This is a genomic window from Paludibacterium purpuratum, from assembly GCF_004363805.1.
Taxonomy (GTDB): Bacteria; Pseudomonadota; Gammaproteobacteria; order Burkholderiales; family Chromobacteriaceae; genus Paludibacterium; species Paludibacterium purpuratum.
In genome coordinates this window covers 201,065-220,593 of sequence record NZ_SNZP01000002.1, presented here as the reverse complement: position 1 = coordinate 220,593, position 19,529 = coordinate 201,065, and the positions used below count along the sequence as shown (strand labels likewise).

Annotated in this window: 15 protein-coding genes; 7 read left to right on the top strand and 8 right to left on the bottom strand. The window is 61.6% G+C overall.

Annotated features, from left to right (window positions below):
• The first annotated feature begins 18 nt into the window (after positions 1-18).
• Positions 19-1,656 (top strand): ArnT family glycosyltransferase, encoded by a 1,638-nt coding sequence (locus tag DFP86_RS02985; RefSeq protein WP_133678523.1) that lies wholly within the window; start codon positions 19-21, stop codon positions 1,654-1,656.
• Between the two features lie 48 nt (positions 1,657-1,704).
• On the opposite strand, the gene DFP86_RS02980 is transcribed toward DFP86_RS02985, so the two are convergent.
• The 7 genes from DFP86_RS02980 to DFP86_RS02950 form a co-directional block, all read right to left on the bottom strand.
• Positions 1,705-3,669 (bottom strand): acetoacetate--CoA ligase, encoded by a 1,965-nt coding sequence (locus DFP86_RS02980; protein ID WP_133678522.1) that lies wholly within the window; start codon positions 3,667-3,669, stop codon positions 1,705-1,707.
• A gap of 38 nt (positions 3,670-3,707) precedes the next feature.
• Positions 3,708-4,619, bottom strand: coding sequence for a hydroxymethylglutaryl-CoA lyase (locus DFP86_RS02975; protein ID WP_133678521.1), 912 nt, complete (start codon positions 4,617-4,619; stop codon positions 3,708-3,710).
• 5 nt (positions 4,620-4,624) lie between these two features.
• Positions 4,625-6,592 (bottom strand): ATP-binding protein, encoded by a 1,968-nt coding sequence (locus tag DFP86_RS02970; protein ID WP_133678520.1) that lies wholly within the window; start codon positions 6,590-6,592, stop codon positions 4,625-4,627.
• Positions 6,574-7,380: an enoyl-CoA hydratase/isomerase family protein gene (locus tag DFP86_RS02965; protein WP_133678519.1), complete on the bottom strand. Its 807-nt coding sequence runs from the start codon at positions 7,378-7,380 to the stop codon at positions 6,574-6,576. Before DFP86_RS02965 ends, DFP86_RS02970 begins: the two co-directional genes overlap by 19 nt.
• Before the next feature lie 8 nt (positions 7,381-7,388).
• The gene (locus DFP86_RS02960; protein ID WP_133678518.1) at positions 7,389-8,987 is read right to left on the bottom strand and encodes a carboxyl transferase domain-containing protein; all 1,599 of its coding nucleotides are present in this window, start codon (positions 8,985-8,987) and stop codon (positions 7,389-7,391) included.
• An 11-nt stretch (positions 8,988-8,998) separates the two neighbouring features.
• Entirely contained in the window at positions 8,999-10,135 is a 1,137-nt protein-coding gene (locus tag DFP86_RS02955; RefSeq protein ID WP_133678517.1) for an isovaleryl-CoA dehydrogenase, read from the bottom strand.
• 92 nt (positions 10,136-10,227) lie between these two features.
• A complete protein-coding gene (locus tag DFP86_RS02950) occupies positions 10,228-10,605 on the bottom strand; it encodes a MerR family transcriptional regulator (protein WP_243729289.1) in 378 nt (125 codons plus the stop codon).
• A gap of 186 nt (positions 10,606-10,791) precedes the next feature.
• Between DFP86_RS02950 and DFP86_RS02945 the strand changes: the two genes are divergently transcribed.
• A complete protein-coding gene (locus DFP86_RS02945; protein WP_133678515.1) occupies positions 10,792-11,460 on the top strand; it encodes a YecA family protein in 669 nt (222 codons plus the stop codon).
• 88 nt (positions 11,461-11,548) lie between these two features.
• Here the strand turns inward: DFP86_RS02945 and DFP86_RS02940 are convergent, their stop codons facing one another.
• Positions 11,549-13,318 carry an acyl-CoA dehydrogenase C-terminal domain-containing protein gene (locus tag DFP86_RS02940; protein WP_133678514.1) on the bottom strand — a complete coding sequence of 590 codons (1,770 nt, stop codon included), beginning with the start codon at positions 13,316-13,318 and terminating at the stop codon, positions 11,549-11,551.
• 315 nt (positions 13,319-13,633) lie between these two features.
• On the opposite strand from DFP86_RS02940, the gene DFP86_RS02935 reads away from it, so the two are divergent.
• From DFP86_RS02935 to DFP86_RS02915, 5 genes are all read left to right on the top strand, one after another.
• A complete protein-coding gene (locus DFP86_RS02935; RefSeq protein WP_133678513.1) occupies positions 13,634-14,188 on the top strand; it encodes an NUDIX domain-containing protein in 555 nt (184 codons plus the stop codon).
• Positions 14,178-14,489, top strand: a complete 312-nt coding sequence (locus tag DFP86_RS02930; protein WP_243729288.1) for a PilZ domain-containing protein — start codon at positions 14,178-14,180, stop codon at positions 14,487-14,489. Before DFP86_RS02935 ends, DFP86_RS02930 begins: the two co-directional genes overlap by 11 nt.
• Positions 14,490-14,724: 235 nt before the next feature.
• On the top strand, positions 14,725-16,653 hold the full coding sequence (locus DFP86_RS02925) for a PrkA family serine protein kinase (protein WP_133678512.1): 1,929 nt from the start codon (positions 14,725-14,727) through the stop codon (positions 16,651-16,653).
• A 65-nt stretch (positions 16,654-16,718) separates the two neighbouring features.
• The gene (locus tag DFP86_RS02920) at positions 16,719-17,990 is read left to right on the top strand and encodes a YeaH/YhbH family protein (RefSeq protein ID WP_133678511.1); all 1,272 of its coding nucleotides are present in this window, start codon (positions 16,719-16,721) and stop codon (positions 17,988-17,990) included.
• A gap of 12 nt (positions 17,991-18,002) precedes the next feature.
• On the top strand, positions 18,003-19,520 hold the full coding sequence (locus DFP86_RS02915; RefSeq protein WP_133678510.1) for a SpoVR family protein: 1,518 nt from the start codon (positions 18,003-18,005) through the stop codon (positions 19,518-19,520).
• Positions 19,521-19,529: the final 9 nt, after the last annotated feature.

The window sequence follows — 19,529 nt, the reverse complement described above, 5'->3', positions numbered from 1 at the left end:
AGCCATCCGCCTTTTCGCATGCTGACTTTCTCCCCCGACAATCGGAACAATCTGCCACGCCCGACCGAGAAGCCCTGGGTGTTGTTGCTGTTGGCGTTTATCTGGCTGTGGCCGAGCATTCTCGGTCACGATCCATGGAAGCCGGACGAGCCGTATGTCCTGGCCGTGGTGCTGGACATGCTCAAGCACGGCCATTGGCTGGTGCCGACCATCCAGGGCTCGCCATGGCTGGAAAATCCACCGTTGTATTACTGGGTCGCCAGTGTGTTTGTCCGGTGGTTGTCGCCATGGTTATTGGCTGCGCACGATGCTGCCCGGCTGGCCACACCGTTTTTCATGGCCATTGCCCTGTGCTGCGTCGGCGGGGCCGGGCGCGAACTGATTGGGCGCCGGCACGGCCGTAGCGCGGTATTGATTCTCATCGGATGCATCGGACTCATCGACACCGGGCACCAGATGACCAGTAGCGCCGCCGGGTTCGCAGGCTTCGCCGCCGCCTTCTACGCACTGGCGCTGTGCCTGCGTTTGCCGGCGCTGTCCGGCGCCTTGCTAGGGTTGGGCAGCACGGTACTGTTCCTGGCCTCCAGCCTGCTCGACGTGTCATTGCTGTGGGCCGTGGTGCTGCTGCTGCCGGTCTTCCCCGCTTGGCGCAATAAGCGTTACGCCACGACGGTGACCATGGCCTTGCTATTCGGCCTACCGCTGATGTTGGTCTGGCCGGTGGCGTTCCTCCGCTACTATCCCGACCTGTTCGCGCTATGGTGGCGCGATCATGCCTTGGGAGAAATGGCCGGCTTTGCCCGCCCGGATTTTTTCCACGATTTCGGCTATTACTTCAAAACGTCGCTATGGTATGCCTGGCCAGCCTGGCCGCTGGCGGGCTGGAGCCTGTACCGGCGGCGCCAGTTGGATCAGCCGATGATGCAATTGCCGGGGCTGTTCTTCGGCGTGTTCATCGTGCTGCTGACCTTATCCGGCGTGCAGGCCACCAAGAACACCATGCCGCTGTTGCTGCCGTTGGCGCTGATGGCGGCCATCGAGCTGGATTCGTTGCGTCGTGGCGCGGCTGCCGCGCTTAACTGGTTCGGGTTGATGACCTTCGGTTTCTTTGGTCTGCTGATCTGGTTCGGCTGGGCGGCGATGAATTTCGGCTGGCCGGCGCGCTTGGCTGGTCGGGCGCATTATTTCAGTCCCTACTATGTGCCGCATGTATCGGTGCCGATGGCATTGTGCGCGTTGTTCGCCACGCTGGTCTGGGTCTGGGCGTTGACGCGGCGTAATCTGCGCGGCCGTCAGGCGGTCACCAATTGGGTCGCCGGCATCACACTGTTCTGGGGCTTGGCGGGCACGCTATGGCTACCCTGGCTCGACGCGCTGAAGAGTTATCGACCGGTGGTCGACGACATGGTGCGGCAACAGCCCGCAGCCGGCGGTTGCATTTCGGCCGAGGCCAGCGATTGGATGGGGCGACTCAGTTGGCAGTACTACGCCGGCATCGAGTTACGCACCGATCCGGCGGCCAATTGTCCGCTGCGTCTAGTGACGCGTCCGCGCAGCGAGCGGCCCGATCCGGACTGGCAGGTGCTATGGCAAGGCAGCCGCCCGCGCGAGGACGACGAGATCTTCGTATTGGAACGCCGGAAAAACGACAGGTAGGTGCGTTCGCGAAGCAACGCACCATCCCTCCGAGCGACTCGACGCGAGTTAGCGTTTGAGCTGCGCGATGTCCTCGAACAGCCGTAGCGATTCCGGATTGGCCAACGCGCCGAGATTGCGTACCGGTTGTTGGTGCAACACGTTTTTAACCGCCAGTTCGGCGATCTTGCCGTTGGCTGTGCGGGGAATGTCCGCCACGGCGACGATATGCGTCGGTACGTGGCGGGGACTCGCACCATGCTTGATACGCTCCTTGATGCGTGCGATCAACGCATCGTCGAGCACCACACCACGCGCCATGCGCACGAACAGGATCACACGTTCGTCGTCCTGCCACTGTTGGCCGACCGCCAATGCCTCTTCGATTTCCTCGAATGCCTCGACCTGACGATAGATCTCCGCCGTACCGATGCGCACGCCGCCGGGGTTGAGCACGGCATCCGAACGGCCGTGGATGATCAGACCGTTATGCGCGGTGATTTCGGCGAAATCGCCATGCGCCCAGATATTGGGGAATCGGTTGAAGTAGGCGCGGCGCATGGCGCTGCCATCCTCATCGCGCCAGAAGCCGATCGGCATCGATGGGAAGGGACGAGTGCAGACCAGTTCGCCTTTTTCGCCGATCAGCGGTGCGCCGTGCGGGTCGAAGACGTCCACCGCCATGCCGAGCCCGCGACATTGCAGTTCGCCGGGGTAGACCGGCAGGTTGGCCGAACCGAGCGCAAAGCAGGAGACGATGTCGGTACCGCCGGAGATCGAGGCCAGGTTGAGGTCGCTTTTAACCGCCTGGTAGACCCAGCCGAAGCTCTCCGGCATCAGCGGCGAGCCGGTGGAAAACAGCGCGCGCAGCTGTGGGAAATGGTGATGCTCGCGCGGCGTGAGGCCGAGTTTGCGCGTGCTATCGATGAATTTGGCCGATACGCCCAGATGCGTGGCGCCGGCCGATTCGGCGTATTGCCACAGGATGTCGCCGTCGGCGGCGAACGGCGAACCGTCGTACAGCAGCAAAGTGGCGCCGCTGGCGAGCGCACTCATTTGCCAGTTCCACATCATCCAGCCGCAGGTGGTGAAATAGAACAGCCGATCCTGCTTGTGGATATCGCCGTGCAGTTGATGCTCTTTCATGTGCTGCAGCAAGGTGCCGCCGGCGCCGTGAACGATGCACTTCGGTTTGCCGGTGGTGCCGCTGGAGTACAGGATGAATAGCGGATGGTTGAAGCCGCTCTGCTCGAATGGAATGTCGCATGCCGGGTAGGGCGCGATCAGATCGTCCAACGCGATGCCGCCTGGCAGTGCTCGTGCCACGGCGTTGGCCTGATCGAGGTAGGGGACGACCACAATGCGGGTCAGGCCAGTCAGTTCGCCAGCCAAGTGCGCTAGTTTGTCGCGATAGTCGAAGGCCTTGCCGTTGTACCAATAACCATCGGCGCAGAACAGTACGCAAGGCTCGGTCTGGCCGAAACGGTCGAGTGCGCCGTCGACGCCGAAGTCTGGCGAGCAACTGGTCCAGATGGCACCCAGGCTGGCGGTGGCAAGCATCGCGGCCAGCGTTTCCGGTAGGTTCGGCATCCATCCGGCCACGCGGTCGCCCTTTTTCACCCCCTCGGCGCGTAGCGCCTGCTGCAAACGCGAGACCATGTCGTAGAGCTCGCGCCACGACCATTGCCGTTTGATCTTGTCTTCGCCCCAGAACAGGACCGCCGGCGCATCGTCGCGCCGACGCAGCAGGTTTTCCGCGTAATTGAGCCGGGCATGAGGGAAGAAACGCGCCGATTGCATGCTGTCGCCGTTGACGAGTACGTTGTCGCCCTTGCTGCCGATGACGCCGCAGTAGTCCCAGAGTAACGACCAGAACGATGCCGAATGGTCGACGCTGTATTGCCATAACCCGCCATAGTCGGGGAAACGCCGGTTCCAGCGGGTTTCGGCCAGCCGGGTGAAGGCGGTTAGATGCGTACCGGCCAACCGGGCGGCGCTGGGCTCCCACAACGGCAAATCGGGTTGTTCGTTCATGCAGGCTCCTTTGCCTGGAATGGAAGGGACGGCGCGTTTTAGACCGCGGCGTCCTCGTTGTGCTTTTTCATGGCCAGCGCAAGTTTGCTGCGCGGTTCGCCACCCAACAGTCCGCTGATCCACCAGGCGGTTCGTGCGAGCGCTTCGAGGTCGATGCCGGTCTGATAGCCCAGCCCGGCCAGTAAGTAGGCCACCTCTTCGGTGGCGACATTGCCCGAGGCGCCATCGGCGTAGGGACAGCCGCCTAAACCGCCGATCGAGGCATCGAAACAACGCACGCCGGCTTCGAGCGAAGCATAAATATTGGCTAGCGCCATGCCGCGAGTATCGTGGTAGTGGCCGGCGACGAGCCGCATCGGCACGCGGCGGTCGACGGCGTCCAGCATGGCCAAGATGCTCCCTGGCGTACCGACGCCGATGGTATCGCCCAGCGAGATCTCCTCGCAGCCCATCAGGTAGAGCGCGTGTGCCACGTCGGCCACCTTGCCCGGCGCAATGGCGCCTTCGTATGGGCAGCCGGCGACGCAGGAGACATAGCCGCGCACGCGGATGCCGTGCGCGCGGGCCTGCTCGACCACCGCTTCGAAGTGCCGCAGGCTCTCGGCGATGCTGCACTGGATATTGCGTTGACTGAAGGTTTCGCTGGCCGCGCCGAAGACGGCGATGTCGCGCGCGCCGGCCGCAAGTGCGGTATCCAGCCCCTGGAGGTTGGGAACCAGCACCGGGTAACGGTGCCGGCCATCGTGCGCCAGGCGCGCCAGCACGGCATCCGATTCGGCCATCTGCGGCACGCGCTTCGGCGACACCATGGCGCCGGCTTCGATCTCGGAGAGGCCGGCCGCGGCCAGGCGGCCGATCAAGTCCACTCGCTGCTCGACCGACAGCCTGCGCGCTTCGTTTTGCAGGCCATCGCGCGGGCCGACTTCGACAATTCTGACCAGGTCGCTCATCGTATTCAGTCCTGTGCCTCGAAATCCAACAAGTCGACGCCTTCTTCGACCTGTGCGCCGGGTTCGAAGTAGTAAGCGCTGACCTGGCCGTCTGCCGGGGCGAACAGCGTGTGTTCCATTTTCATCGCCTCCATGATCAGCAGCGCCTCGCCCTTTTTCACGCTGGCGCCGATATCGGCGCATAGCGCCACCACGCGGCCCGGCATTGGCGCACGCAGGTGACCGGCGCTGTGATGATGCGCCATGTTGTCCGCCAGCGGGTCGACGTGCTCCAGCACCAGGGTTTCGCCTTGCCAGAACAGCGTGCGGCTGCGTGCGCGGCGCAGCACTGTGGCGGCAAAGCGCCGGCCGTCGAGGCGAGCCGTCAGTTGCGGGTCGCGCCATTGGGCCTCTTCGATACGCCAGGTTCGGTCGCCGACCTCGATGCGGCATTCACCGCCTTGGCGGCATACGGTCACGGTCAGCGTTTCCTCGCAGCTGCGGTATTGCCAGCGGTGGCGTGCCATACCGCCTGCGAGCCGCCAACCGGGTAGTGAGCCGCCCCATGGACTGTCGTCGTTGCGCTGCGCGGCCAGCGTGTCCGCCAAGGCCAGTAGCGCCAGTGCCGGCGGTGCTGGCACGGCGACGGGCGGCAAGAGTTCCGCTTGATGGCGCTCGATGAAACCCGTGTCCACTATACCGCTAGAAAATGCCGGATGGGTAATGATCTTGCGCAGGAAGCTGAAGTTGGTGGTGACGCCGGCAACTTGGTAGTCGGCCAACGCGCGCGCCATACGCGCCAATGCTTCGTCGCGGGTCGAGCCCCAGACGATCAGCTTGGCCAGCATCGGGTCGAACAGCGGCGTGATGGTGTCGCCGCAAGCTACGCCGCTGTCGATGCGCAACCAGTCGCATGGCGTGGGGGGGCGCAGGTGGGTCAGTTTTCCGCAAGAAGGCAAGAAGCCCGACTGTGGATCTTCGGCATACAGCCGTGCCTCGATGGCATGGCCGCGCAGCATCAGTTGTGCTTGCGTCAGCGGCAGCGCTTCGCCTTGTGCGACGCGAATCTGCCAAGCCACCAGATCTTGGCCTGTGACCATCTCTGTGACCGGATGCTCGACTTGCAGCCGGGTGTTCATTTCCATGAAGTAGTAGGCGCCGCTGTCGCCATCGACGATGAATTCGACCGTACCGGCACCCAGGTAATCGACCGCGCGTGCGACGAGGCAGGCGGTCTCGCCCATGGCACGGCGCATGTCGGCCGACAGGCCGGGGGCAGGGGCTTCTTCCAGGACTTTCTGGTGGCGGCGTTGTACCGAGCAATCGCGCTCGAACAGGTAGACGCACTGGCCGTGGCTGTCGGCGAACACTTGGATTTCGATATGGCGCGGCGCTTGCAGGTATTTCTCGATCAGCACCCGGTCGTCGCCGAAGCTGGCAGCGGCTTCGCGCTGGCAGGCGGCAAGTTGCGCGGTGAACGCCTCGCCGTGCGTGACGATGCGCATGCCTTTGCCGCCGCCGCCGGCACTGGCTTTGATCAATACCGGGTAGCCGATCCGATCGGCCTCGGCGGCCAGCCGTACCGGGTTCTGGTCGTCGCCGTGGTAACCGGGGACGAGCGGAATGCCGCGCTCGCCGAGTAGTGCCTTGGCCGCCGACTTGGAGCCCATGGTGGCCAGCGCCATTTCGTGCGGACCGATGAAGACGATGCCGGCTGCGTTGCAAGCGCGCGCGAAGCCGGCGTTTTCCGATAAAAAGCCGTAGCCGGGATGGATGGCATCGGCGCCGCTGGTCTGTGCGATGGCCAGGATACCGTCGATGTCCAGATAACTGTCGGAGGCGAGCCGCCATGCCTCATCCGCCTGTTGTACGAACGGCGCGGCGGCGTCGGCCGCGACATGCACCGCCACGGTGGCGATACCCATTTCGCGCGCGCTCTTGATCACGCGGCAGGCAATTTCGCCACGGTTGGCGATCAGGATTTTTCGGAACATGCCTGGCCTCCTTGCCAATGGGGCGCGCGTTTATCGAGAAAGGCGCTCAGGCCCTCGTGTGCTTCTGGCCCTTGTCGCAGTTGGGCAATGCGCCGTGCGCAGTCATCCAGCACCGCATCGTCGCCCGGTCCGCCGGCCAGCGCGCGCAGCAATGCTTTGGCCTGATCGAGCGCATGCGGGCCGCCGCGCGCGATGTGGCCGGCGAGCTGGGCGACACAGGCGTCCAGCTCGCTGTCGTCGACCATCTCGTGTACCAGGCCGAGCTTGAGCGCGTGGGCAGCGTCGATGGTTTCTGCGGTCAGCGTGTAGCGTCGTGTCTGACGCAGGCCGATGGCCTCGGCCACATAGGGGCCGATGACCGCGGGGATCAGTCCGAGACGCACTTCGGAGAGCGCGAAGCGTGCCGCCGGGGTGCAGACGGCGATATCGCAGGCCGCCACCAAACCCATGCCGCCGCCAAGCGCCGCGCCCTGGATGCGTGCGATCACCGGTTTGGCCGAGCGGTACAGCGTGCGGAACAGCTGGGCTAGGCGTTGGGCATCGGCCAGGTTGGCAACGTCGTCCAGCTCGCCGGCGGCTTGCATCCAGTTGAGGTCGGCACCGGCGCAAAAGCTCTTGCCGCGCGATGCCAAGACGATGACGCGCACATCGACGCGCGCCTGCAGCGCGGTCAAGGTTTCGGTGAGTTCGTGGATCAGTTGCGGGTTGAAGGCATTGTGCACCTCCGGCCGTGCCAGCCAGATCCAGGCCTGGTCGCCATTTACTTCCAAGGTCAGGGTGTCGCTCATGTTGGTTCTCACATGCGGAAGACGCCAAAGCGCGTGTCGTCGATGCCGGCGTTCAGACTGGCCGACAGGGCCAACGCCAGGACGTCGCGCGTTTGCGCCGGGTCGATGACGCCGTCGTCCCACAAGCGGGCGCTGGCATAGTAGGGGTGGCCCTGCTTCTCGTATTGCTCGCGAATCGGCGCTTTGAAGGCGGCTTCCTCCTCATCGGACCAGTTGTCGCCCAACTGATCGCGTTTGACTTGTGCCAGAACCCCCGCAGCCTGTTCGCCGCCCATGACCGAGATGCGGCTGTTGGGCCACATCCACAAAAAGCGTGGACCGAAGGCGCGACCGCACATGCCGTAGTTGCCGGCGCCGAAGCTGCCGCCGATCAGTACGGTGAACTTGGGCACGCGCGCGCAGGCAACGGCGTTGACCAATTTGGCGCCATCGCGGGCGATGCCGGCGTTCTCCACTTTGCGCCCGACCATGAAGCCGGTGATGTTCTGCAGGAAGATCAGCGGGATGCCGCGTTGGCAGCATAGTTCGATGAAGTGCGTTCCTTTGAGCGCCGATTCGGAGAACAAGATCCCGTTATTGGCGATGATGCCGACGCGGTAGCCGTCGAGGCGGGCGAAGCCGGTGACCAGGGTGGTGCCGTAGTTCTGCTTGAATTCGTCGAAATCGGAATCGTCGACCAAGCGCAGAATGATCTCGCGCACATCGAACGGTTTTTTGCTGTCGCAGGGAATGACGCCGTAGAGTTCGTCGACCGGCCGGCGCGGTGCGCGCGGCGCGATGCGGTCGAGTACCCCCTGCTTGCGCCAGTTGAGCCCGGCGACCGCTCGCCGCGCCAGCGCCAGGGCGTGGCCGTCGTTTTCCGCCAGATGATCGGCAACGCCGGATTGCCGGGTATGCACGTCGGCACCGCCCAGTTCCTCCGCGCTGACGATTTCGCCGGTGGCGGCGCGTACCAGCGGCGGGCCGCCCAGGAAGATGGTGCCTTGCTCGCGAACGATGATGGTTTCGTCGCTCATGGCCGGCACGTAGGCGCCGCCGGCGGTGCAGGATCCCATCACCACGGCGATCTGGCTGATGCCGGCGGCCGATAGATTGGCCTGGTTATAGAAGATGCGGCCGAAGTGGTCGCGGTCTGGAAACACCTCGTCCTGCAAGGGCAGGAAAGCGCCGCCGGAATCGACCAGGTAGAGGCAGGGTAGCCGGTTCTCCAGCGCGATCTCCTGCGCACGCAGGTGCTTTTTGACCGTCATCGGATAATAGGTGCCGCCTTTGACCGTGGCGTCGTTGGCCACGATCATGCACTCCACGCCGCTGACCCGGCCGATGCCGCAGACCATGCCGGCCGCCGGCGCTTCGTTGCGGTACATGCCCCATGCCGCCAAGGGCGACAGCTCCAGAAACGGCGAATCGACGTCCAGCAGATGATCGATGCGTTCGCGTACCAGCATCTTGCCGCGCGCAACGTGTTTGGCCGCCGCCGCGTGCCCGCCGCCTTGGGCGACCTGGGCGAGCGTTGCACGCAAGTCGTCGACCAAGAGGCGCATGGCTTGGGCATTGGCTTGAAAGTCGGCCGACTGCGGCGCGAGCAGGGTTTCGAGAATCGACATATCGCGCTCCGTCAGTCTTGTTCCGCCATCAATTCCCGGCCGATCAGCCAGCGGCGGATTTCGCTCGTGCCGGCGCCGATCTCGTACAACTTGGCATCGCGTAGCAACCGACCTGCCGGGAAGTCGTTGATATAGCCGTTGCCGCCCAGGCACTGGATGGTCTCCAACGCCATCTGCGTGGCTTTTTCCGCGGCGAACAGAATGGCGCCGGCGGCGTCCTTGCGCACGACCCTGCCTTCGCGTCCGGCATCGAGTGCTTGGCCCACCGAGTAGACATAGGCGCGGGTGGCGGATAGGGCGACATACATATCCGCCAGTTTGCCTTGCATGAGTTGGAAGTCACCGATCGCGCGACCGAACTGCTTGCGTTCCTTCAGGTAGGGTAGGGCCAGATCGAGGCAGGCCTGCATGATGCCGACCGGACCTGCGGCCAGTACCGCGCGCTCGTAGTCGAGGCCGCTCATCAGCACCTTGACGCCTTGGCCCACTTCGCCCAGTACATTGGCGCGCGGCACGCGGCAATCGTCGAAGTACAGCGGGTAGGTGTTCGAGCCGCGCATACCGAGCTTGTCGAGCTTGCTGCCGGCGGAAAAACCCGGCATATCCTTTTCTACCAGGAAGGCGGTGATGTCGCGCTCGCTGGTTTTGGCGTAGATCACCAGGACGTCGGCGTCGCCGCCATTGGTGATCCACATCTTGGCGCCGTTGAGGACGAAATGATCGCCATCCTCGCGCGCCTTGAGCTGCATGCTGACGACGTCGGAGCCGGCGTTGGGCTCGGACATGGCCAAGGCGCCGATGTGCTCGCCGTTGATGAGCTTGGGCAGAAAGTGCCGTTTTTGCGCTTCGCTGCCGTTACGGAAAATCTGGTTGACGCATAGGTTGGCATGCGCGCCGTAGGAAAGGCCGACCGAGGCCGAGGCACGGCTGATCTCCTCCATGGCGACGATTTGCGCCAGATAGCCCATGTCGCTACCGCCATACGCTTCGCCGACCGTGATGCCCAAGAGGCCCATATCGCCCAGTTTGCGCCACAGATCGGGCGGAAAGAGGTTGTGCTTGTCGATATCGGCGGCGCGCGGCGCGATTTCTTGTGCGGCGAAGTGGCGCACGCTGTCGCGCAGCATGTCCAGGCTCTGTTGATCCATCTGGCTTCTCCCGTGGTGTTTTTTTTATCATCCATTACGTTTACGTAAACGTCAATAATGAGACGAGGAAAACGCCGTAATGGGAGGGCGGTTTAGAGCTTGGCGATCACTTCGCGGCAGTGCGCCGAGAGGGTGTCGATTTCCTTCAGTACTTCGTCGATGTCCTGGCGTTGCCGTTCCAGTTGCTGGCGGCGTTCGGCCAGGAGCTGCAACAGCAGATGCGATTGCTGCGCCTCGTCGCGGGCGCGTTGGTAGAGGTCGAGGATCTCGTGGATTTCGGCCAGGGACAAGCCGATGCGTTTGCCGCGCAAGATCAGCTTCAGCCGAGCCCGGTCGCGCCGGTTGAAGATGCGCTGCAGACCGCGGCGTTCCGGTTCGATCAGCCCTTGCTCTTCGTAGAAGCGGATAGTGCGCGCGGTGACGTCTAGGTCGCGAGCCAGTTCGGAAATGCTGTAGGTGTCTTGTTCCATGATGTTTCTTCTTGTTCCCCCCGAGGTCGCGATTGTAGCGTTTTATCTTAATTAATGGGCGGCAAAGCGCAAATTTTGCAATCCGGACGACGCCGTGGTTCGGCGACAAAAAGAATTTTAACGAATGTGACGCGCTTGGCGCGGTTATTGGCTACAATTCGCCCCAACCCTTCAAGAGGACGCATCATGAGCGCAACCGTATTCGACGACAAAGACTTGTCCCGCTTGGAACATCTGCTCAATCCCTTGTCCGCCGCGGGCAGCACCATGCGCCCGGACGAGGTGCAGGGTTTCTTCGCCGCGCTGACCAGCGGGCCGGACGAGATCCAGACTTCGTTCTGGTGGTCCGAGGTGTTGGGCGATGCGCCGGATTTCGCCAGCGAGGCCGACAAGGTCGAGCTGCTGGCCCTGCTTGAGAAGCTGTACCGCGCCACCGGCGACGCGCTCGCTGCGGGCGAACCGCTAGACCTGATCCTGTATGCCGAGGAGGAGTCGGACGAGGCGGACTACTGGCCATGGTGCAATGCCTATCTGTATGCGCTCGACAGCGTGCCGACCGACTGGTTCGACAAGGCCGACGACGAAGGCTTCGAAGAGCTCTTGCTGCCGGTCATGGCGTTGGGCGGCATGTTCGAAGAGGACGATGGCGACGACTTGGTGGATTTCAGTCCCGAGGAGCTGGACGATTTCAAGGAGCAGTTGCCGGACGCCGTACAGTCGGTGTTCAGCTATTGGCATGCCAAGGCCAATGCGCCGTCCACGGTACGGCGCGAAGGCGACAAGGTTGGCCGCAACGATCCCTGCCCGTGCGGCAGCGGCAAGAAGTACAAGGCTTGCTGCGGTAAGGACGACTGATTCCCCGACAATAAAAAACCCCGCCAAAATGGCGGGGTTTTTTATTGTTCGCCACGCGTAGCGTGCGTTCGCGAAGCAACGCACGATCTTACAGCAGTGCCAGATCCGCATCCTTCATCAGCGGCTTGGCGCCGTTCTTCAACTGAGCCAACAATCCCTGGGTTTCCGGCAGCAGCTTAGCGAAGTAGAAGCGGGCGGTGGCGATCTTGCCTTTGTGGAAGTCGTCTTCATGATCCAGCGAGACGGCGGCCATGCGCGCCCATAGCCAAGCATAGGTCAGATGGCCGATCAGCCGCAGATAGTCGGTGGCGGCGGCGCCGACTTCGTCCTTGTCCTGCATGGCGGCCATGCCGATCTTGACGCTGACCTCGCCGACATCCTTCATCAACTGCGTCAACGGGCCGACGAATTCGGCCAGCTCGGCGCGCGCTTGCGCCTCTTTGCAGAACTGCTGGATCAGACTGGAGAACTGGCGCAGCTTCTGACCTTGATCGGCCAGCACTTTGCGCGCCAAGAGATCCAGTGCCTGGATGCCGTTGGTGCCTTCGTAGATCTGGGCGATGCGGCAGTCGCGCACCAATTGTTCCATACCCCATTCGCGGATGTAGCCGTGACCGCCGAGCACTTGCATACCCATATTGGTGCCGGCAAAGCCGTTGTCGGTCATGAAGGCCTTGGCGACCGGCGTCAACAGTGCCACCAGGTCGGCTGCGGTTTTGCGTGCTTCGGCATCGGGGTGCTTTTCCTCGATGTCCAACTGTAGCGCCAGGAAGGTGGTCAGCGCGCGACCGGCTTCGGTATAGGCTTTTTGGCTCAGCAGCATGCGGCGCACGTCCGGATGCACGATGATCGGGTCGGCGGCTTTATCCGGCGCCTTGGCACCGTTGAGCGCGCGCATCTGCAGCCGCTCCTTGGCGTAGGCCAGTGCACCCTGATAGGAGGCTTCGCCCAATCCCAGGCCCTGCATGCCGCAGCCCAGGCGCGCGGCGTTCATCATGGTGAACATACAGGAGAGGCCCTTGTTGGGCTCGCCCAGCAGGTAGCCGCGGGCGCCCTCGAAGTTGAGCACGGCGGTGGCATTGGCGCGGATGCCCATTTTGTGCTCCAGGCTGCCGCAGAATACTTCGTTGCGGCTGCCGTCGTCATGGTACTTAGGCACGATGAACAGCGAGATGCCCTTTACATCCTTGGGCGCGTCCGGCAGGCGTGCCAGCACCAGATGGACGATGTTGTCGGCCATATCGTGCTCGCCCGCCGAGATGAAGATCTTGGTGCCGGTAATGGCGAAACTACCGTCGCCGTTGGGTTCCGCCTTGGTCTTGAGTAGCCCCAGGTCGGTGCCGCAATGCGGCTCGGTCAGGCACATGGTGCCGGTGTAGCTGCCGTCGACCAACTTCGGCAGGTAGTGGTTTTTCTGCTCGGCAGTGCCGTGAGCGTGAATAGCGGCGTAGGCGCCATGCGACAGGCCGGGGTACATCGACCAGGCGACGTTGGATGAGCAGAGCATTTCCATGGCCGGGAAGGCGAGGATCTTGGGCATGCCGAGGCCGCCATACTGCGGGTCGCAGTCGAGCGCCGGGAAGCCGAGTTCGCAATATTGGCGATAAGCGGCGGCGAAGCCTTCCGGAGTGGTGACGCTGTGGTCGGTCGGATCGAACTGGCAGCCCTGTTCGTCGCCCAGGCGATTGAGCGGCTGCAGCTCGTTCTCGCAGAAGGTGGCCGCGGCTTCCAGGTAGGAGGCCAGTGTTTCGCTGTCCATGTCTTCGTAGCCCGGCAGGGTCTTCAGGGTCTGCTGTACGTTGAACAATTCGTTTAATACAAAGTCAAAATCGCGCAGCGGGGCGTGATAGGCAGGCATCGGTTTCTCCAGGTCTGGCTGTGGTTGGGCGCGCGGCTTCATCGCTCTTTTTGCGCGCCAAATTGATTCAAACGTTTGTTTAATTTATTTCGTCCGCTTTGACAAGTGTTATATGACATTGGGGAGGGGGGCGTGCATGCGGGTGGCGTTGTATTTTTGCACTGAGTGCGGGCCGTCTTGTATGCAGGGTTTCGGCACATCTGGAGATCATGTACTAGAATGGACTCAATATTTTGTGTTTTCCGGCGGCTGGCCTCGGTACAATGAGCCTCGTTTGTCCCTGCTGGTTTTTCTTCGTGGTTTGAAAGGGTTGCCGTGGATTTGACCGAGAAGACGATTGATTCGCAACTGGTGTTCGAGGGGGGCTTCCTCAAGGTGCGACGCGATCGGATTCAACTGCCGGATGGTAGCGAGGGGTGGCGCGAATATATCCGTCATCCCGGGGCGGTGGCGGTGTTGGCGCTGACCGACGACCGGCAGTTGGTGATGGAGCGGCAATACCGTTACCCGGCCGGGCGTGAGTTCTTGGAGATTCCGGCCGGCAAGCTCGATCCGGACGAAACGCGCGAAGCCTGCGCGCAGCGGGAGCTCTGGGAGGAGACCGGCTATTCCGCCAGCGAGTGGACTTTTCTCGGCACGGCGCATCCATGTATCGGCTATGCGGACGAGCAGATTCATTATTTCCTGGCGCGCGGGCTGACCCAGTCGGCGCGTCAACTCGATCATGGCGAGTTTCTCGAAGTGGTGACCCTCCCTTTGGCCGAGGTGATCGCCCGCACCTTGAACGGAGCAATCTGCGACAGCAAGAGTCTGGTCGGCCTGTATTGGCTGCAGGCTCATCTTGAAGGGAGAATGCCCGGTGCCGTTTGATTCCTATCACAATCGACGCGGCTCGCGCCGCGTCTCGATGCGCTGCAAGGCACGCATCAAGTCCTTGCATACCGGTGAAACCCACTATGGCGAGTGTGCCGATATTTCGGTCGACGGTATTGCACTGCATACTTCCTATGTGCCGCAGTACGGCGAGCATCTGATGGTGCTGGTGTTGACGCCGGCGGTGGGCAGCGTGCCCGGCCGGCCGTTCGAAGCCGAAGTGGAGGTGCGTCGTTGCAACGAGTTGGAGCGGCACCGGTTGTACGAGATCGGCGCGAAGATTCTCACGCGCCGTTGACGATTTTTTTTGTTGCCGTTTGTTTTTGTTTCTTCAGTATTTTTCCTGCCGTCGCGACACTTGTCGTCTGAAAAGACGGATTTATCGGGCTTTCCGGCTTGCGTCACCAGCCTGTCATTGTGCTATACCCTAAAAAAACAGAACGGAATTTGCTGCAGTCACTCTAAATTGTGCAAGGGGCGCCGGGTGCGAATGAGCAGTCCTGCGTTTCCCTGCAATTTGCCAGGAGAGAGCCATGCACCCGGATATCTTCAGTCAGTACGCGACGCGCTATGATCGGACACGCGAAGAAGAGTTCACCATCCAGGAATATCTCGAATTGTGCAAGCGTGACCCCGCGGCCTATGCCACGGCCTCGGAACGCATGTTGATGGCGATCGGAGAACCCGAACTGGTCGACACCCGCCACGATTCGCGCCTGTCACGTATTTTCAGCAACAAAATCATCAAGGTCTATCCGGCCTTCCGCGATTTTTACGGTATGGAAGAGGTCATCGAGCAAGTGGTGGCCTATTTCCGCCATGCCGCGCAGGGGCTGGAAGAAAAGAAACAGATCCTCTATCTACTGGGACCGGTGGGCGGCGGCAAATCGTCGATCGCGGAAAAGCTGAAGGAGCTGACCGAACTGGTGCCGTTCTATTGCCTGAAGGGCTCGCCGGTCAACGAGTCGCCGCTCGGTCTGTTCAATTACGATGAGGACGGCCCGATTCTGGAGGAACAGTACGATATCCCGCGCCGTTATCTGAAACCGATTCCCAGCCCGTGGGCGGTCAAGCGGCTGCATGAGTTCAACGGCGACATCGGCCAGTTCCGCGTGGTCAAACGCTATCCGTCGGTGCTGCGCCAGATCGCGGTGGCCAAGACCGAGCCCGGCGACGAGAACAACCAGGACATCTCGTCGCTGGTCGGCAAAGTGGATATCCGCAAGTTGGAGAAATATGCCCAGGACGACCCGGATGCCTATAGCTACTCCGGCGGGCTGTGCCTGGCCAACCAGGGCTTGTTGGAATTCGTGGAAATGTTCAAGGCGCCGATCAAGGTGCTGCATCCGCTCTTGACCGCGACGCAGGAAGGCAACTTCAAGGGCACCGAGGGCTTCGGCGCCATTCCATTCGACGGCATCATCCTCGCGCACTCGAACGAGTCCGAATGGAAACAGTTCCGCAACAACAAGAACAACGAGGCTTTCCTCGACCGGATTTACATCGTCAAGGTGCCTTACTGCCTGCGCGTGAAGGACGAGATCCGCATTTACGACAAATTGATCGTCAATTCGTCGCTGGGCCGCGCGCCGTGCGCCCCGGGCACGCTGAAGATGATGGCGCAGTTCGCGGTGCTCTCGAGATTGAAAGAGCCGGAGAATTCCAGCATCTACAGCAAGATGCAGGTGTATGACGGCGATAATCTGAAAGACACCGATCCGAAGGCCAAGTCGTTGCAGGAGTACCGGGATTTCGCCGGCGTGGACGAGGGCATGAGCGGGCTGTCGACGCGCTTCGCCTACAAGATTCTGTCCAAGGTGTTCAACTTCGATCATTCCGAAGTGGCGGCCAATCCGGTGCACTTGCTGTACGTGCTGGAGCAGCAGGTCGAACGCGAGCAGTTCCCGGCCGAGACCGAGCAGCGCTACATGTCGTTCATCAAGGAGTACATGGCGCCGAAATACGTCGAGTTCATCGGCAAGGAGATTCAGACCGCGTACCTGGAAAGCTATTCGGAGTATGGGCAGAACATCTTCGACCGTTATGTGACCTTCGCCGACTACTGGATTCAGGATCAGGAATATCGCGACCAGGATACCGGCGAAATTTTCGATCGAAACTCGCTCAATGCCGAACTGGAAAAGATCGAGAAGCCGGCGGGGATTTCCAATCCGAAGGATTTCCGCAACGAGATCGTCAACTTCGTGTTGCGTGCCCGGGCGAGCAATGGCGGCAAAAATCCGACTTGGACCAGTTACGAGAAACTGCGCACGGTGATCGAGAAGAAGATGTTCTCCAACACCGAGGAGCTCTTGCCGGTCATTTCGTTCAACGCCAAGGCCAGTGCCGAGGACGCCAAGAAGCACGAGGATTTTGTCAATCGCATGGTCGAGAAGGGGTATACCGCCAAGCAGGTGCGGCTGTTGTGCGAATGGTATTTGCGCGTGCGCAAGTCCTCATGAAGGCACAACGGCTCCCACCACCCTGAAGCGGGGCGCCCGTGGCGGGCGCCCCAAGCGAGGTCGCCATGGCTCATCTCATCGATCGTCGTCTCAACGGCAAGAACAAGTCCGCGGTCAACCGCGAGCGATTCCTGCGCCGTTTCAAGGCGCAAATCAAGGAGGCCGTGTCGCGCGCCATCAAGGGGCGCAGCATTACCGATATCGATAGCGGCGAGAAGGTGTCGATTCCGGTAAAGGACATCTCCGAGCCCCAGTTCCACCACGGCCAGGGAGGGGTGTGGGAGAACGTGCACCCGGGCAACGAAGACTATATCCGCGGCGACCGCATCGATCGGCCGCAAGGCGGCGGCGCGGGCGGCGGAGGCGGTCGTGCCAGCAAGGATGGTTCCGGCGAGGACGATTTTGCCTTCGAGCTGTCGCACGAGGAGTTCATGAATGTGTTCTTCGACGACTTGGCGCTGCCGAACCTGATCAAGACCCAACTCATGGGGATCGAAGAACTCAAGTCGGTGCGCGCCGGCTATACCAACGACGGCACGCCGACCAACATCAGCATCGTGCGTTCTCTGCGCGGTGCGCTGGCGCGGCGTGTGGCGATGGCGGCGCCGACATTGTCGCAGCTCAACGACGCAGAGGAAGAGCTCGATGCGCTGATCGAATCCGACGACGATGCGACGGTCGAGGTGCGCGAACGGCGCGCGAAGATCCATTCGCTACGCGAGCGGCTGGCCAGCATTCCATTCATCGATCCGTTCGATCTGCGTTACAACAACCGGGTCAAGCTGCCGACGCCGACCAGCCAGGCGGTGATGTTCTGCCTGATGGATGTGTCGGGCTCCATGGACGAGGCCAAGAAGGATATGGCCAAGCGCTTCTTCATCCTGTTGTACATGTTCCTGCAGCGCAATTACGAAAAGATCGAGGTGGTGTTCATCCGCCACCACACCAGTGCGGTCGAGGTCGACGAGCACGACTTTTTCCACTCGCGCGAGTCGGGCGGTACCGTGGTGTCTTCGGCGCTCAATCTGATGCGCGAGGTGATTCAGAAACGCTATTCGACCAGCGATTGGAATATCTACGCCGCACAGGCTTCGGACGGCGACAACTGGGACAGCGATTCGGCCAATTGCGCGCGCATTCTGGAAGAGCAACTGTTGCCGTATTGCCAGTATTACGCCTATATCGAGATCACCGACGGCGAGCCGCAGAACCTGTGGTATGAATACCTGAACGTCAAGGAGCGCAACCGCCACTTCGCCATGCAGAAGATCAACACCGCGGCGGATATCTATCCGGTATTCCGCGAGTTGTTCAAGCGCCAACCCGCCACTCACTGAAGGAGATGCGCCATGACGCCGATTTCAACTGGCTCAGAGTGGACCTTCGATCTGATTGACGAATACGACCGCGAGATTCGCGCCATCGCCGTGGGCGAATTCGGCCTGGATGTCTATCCGGTTCAGTTGGAAGTCATCACCGCCGAGCAGATGATGGATGCCTACTCGTCGGTGGGCATGCCGGTCAATTACCATCACTGGTCGTTCGGCAAGCACTTCGTGTCGACCGAGAAAAGCTACAAACGCGGCCAGATGGGGCTCGCCTACGAGATTGTCATCAATTCGAATCCCTGCATCGCCTACTTGATGGAAGAGAATTCGATGACCATGCAGGCGCTGGTGATCGCCCATGCCGCCTATGGCCACAATTCGTTCTTCAAGTGCAACTACCTGTTCAAAACCTGGACCGATGCCTCGGCCATCGTCGACTACCTGGTCTTCGCCAAGAGCTATATCGCCCGCTGCGAAGAGCGCTACGGTATCGATGCCGTGGAGAGTCTGCTCGACTCGTGCCATGCGCTGATGAGCTATGGCGTCGACCGTTACAAGCGTCCTCAGAAGCTTTCGCTGGCCAAGGAGCAGGCGCGCCAGGAGGAACGCGAGCATTACCTGCAGATGCAGGTCAACGACCTGTGGCGCACGATTCCGCGCCGCGACCGCGACGACAGCGACAAGGCGAGTCAACGGTTCCCGGTCGAGCCGCAGGAAAACCTGCTGTATTTCATCGAGAAATCGGCTCCGTTGTTGGAGCCGTGGCAGCGTGAAATCGTGCGCATCGTGCGCAAGGTGGCGCAGTACTTCTATCCGCAACGTCAGACCCAGGTGATGAACGAGGGGTGGGCGACGTTTTGGCACTACACCATCATGAATCGGCTGTTCGACAAGGGATTGGTCACCGATGGCGCGATGCTGGAGTTCTTGCAATCGCACACCAACGTGATCTACCAGCCGCCGGTCACCGCCAAGTGGTACCGCGGCATCAACCCCTATGCGCTCGGCTTTGCCATGTTCCAGGATATCCGCCGTATCTGCGAACAGCCCTCCGACGAGGATCGCGCCTGGTTTCCGGATATCGCCGGCCACGATTGGCGCGAGGTGCTGGACTTCGCCATGCGCAATTTCAAGGACGAGAGCTTCATCTCGCAGTACATGTCGCCGAACTTGATCCGTAATTTCCGCTTGTTCAGCATTCGCGACAACGATCTGGACGATAAGCTGGAAATCACTTCGATCCACGACGAGGAGGGGTACCAAGCCGTGCGGCAGAAGTTGTCCGAGCAGTACAACCTGGGCTCGCGCGAACCGAACATCCAGGTCTGGTCGGTCAACGTGCGTGGCGACCGCAGTTTGACCCTGCGCCACAGCATGTATCAGCGCCGCCCTCTGGAAGAAAGCAGCACCGAGGAGGTGTTAAAGCACGTGGCGCGACTGTGGGGCTTCGACGTTCGGCTGGAGAGCGTGGACGAAGGGGGGCATGTCTGCCAGACCTTCGAAGCCAAGGCGTTGCCGCAGGAGTTTCAGATCGCCTGAGGCATGGCA